This window comes from Oleiphilus sp. HI0043 (assembly GCF_001634935.1).
The window spans coordinates 1-633 of sequence record NZ_LWEY01000364.1; the positions used below are offsets into that span (position 1 = coordinate 1).

The window sequence follows — 633 nt, forward strand, 5'->3', positions numbered from 1 at the left end:
CGAAGGTGAGCCGCTTCGTGATGAATTCGAAAACATTATTTACGTCCAGGAAACTGTACCAGTGGGGCCAACTATGAATACAGCAGGTGCTTTGAGAAGTGGGGAATTTTTAGACTTGTTTGAAGCAGGTGGTTCTCATGAAGGTGATCTCACTTTATCCGAGCTTAAGTTGATTTCTGAATGGTTGGACCTTGGGGCGCAATACTTTAACGACCCTTTTGCGGCACCAATTAACTAGTATTGATTACATAGAGATTTTCCTCGTGTGTAGAGAAGAGTTGAACGTTGCATGATTAAAAAAGGATATTTATGTCAGGCTTAACACGCTGCCAGTATTCTTGCTTGGTGGTCTTCATTTTGTCGCTGTTCTCATGGCCTGTTTTAGCCAGTGAGGCCGAAACTCGTGAAGACCATGCCGGGTCTACCGTATTTGCGCCTCAGCTTAAAGTGGTACTTCCTTTTGTGGAATGGCGCACAGGCCCCGCGCAAGGTTTCCCTGTATTCCATATCAGCGAAAAAGGGGAGTGGCTAGAAGTTTCAACTCGAAAGACGGAGTGGTTAAAAGTTCGTGATCGCAAAGGTAATGAAGGTTGGTTGCATATTGCTGATGTATTGCAGATGGAAGACGCTAAT

General features: G+C 44.9%; 2 protein-coding genes. Both read left to right on the forward strand.

Annotated features, from left to right (window positions below):
• A partial coding sequence (locus A3729_RS32240) for a hypothetical protein (RefSeq protein WP_197475573.1) occupies positions 1–238 on the forward strand: 238 nt, incomplete at its 5' end.
• A gap of 71 nt (positions 239–309) precedes the next feature.
• Positions 310–633 (forward strand): SH3 domain-containing protein (locus tag A3729_RS05040; RefSeq protein WP_255376377.1); only part of this gene is annotated, 324 nt, incomplete at its 3' end.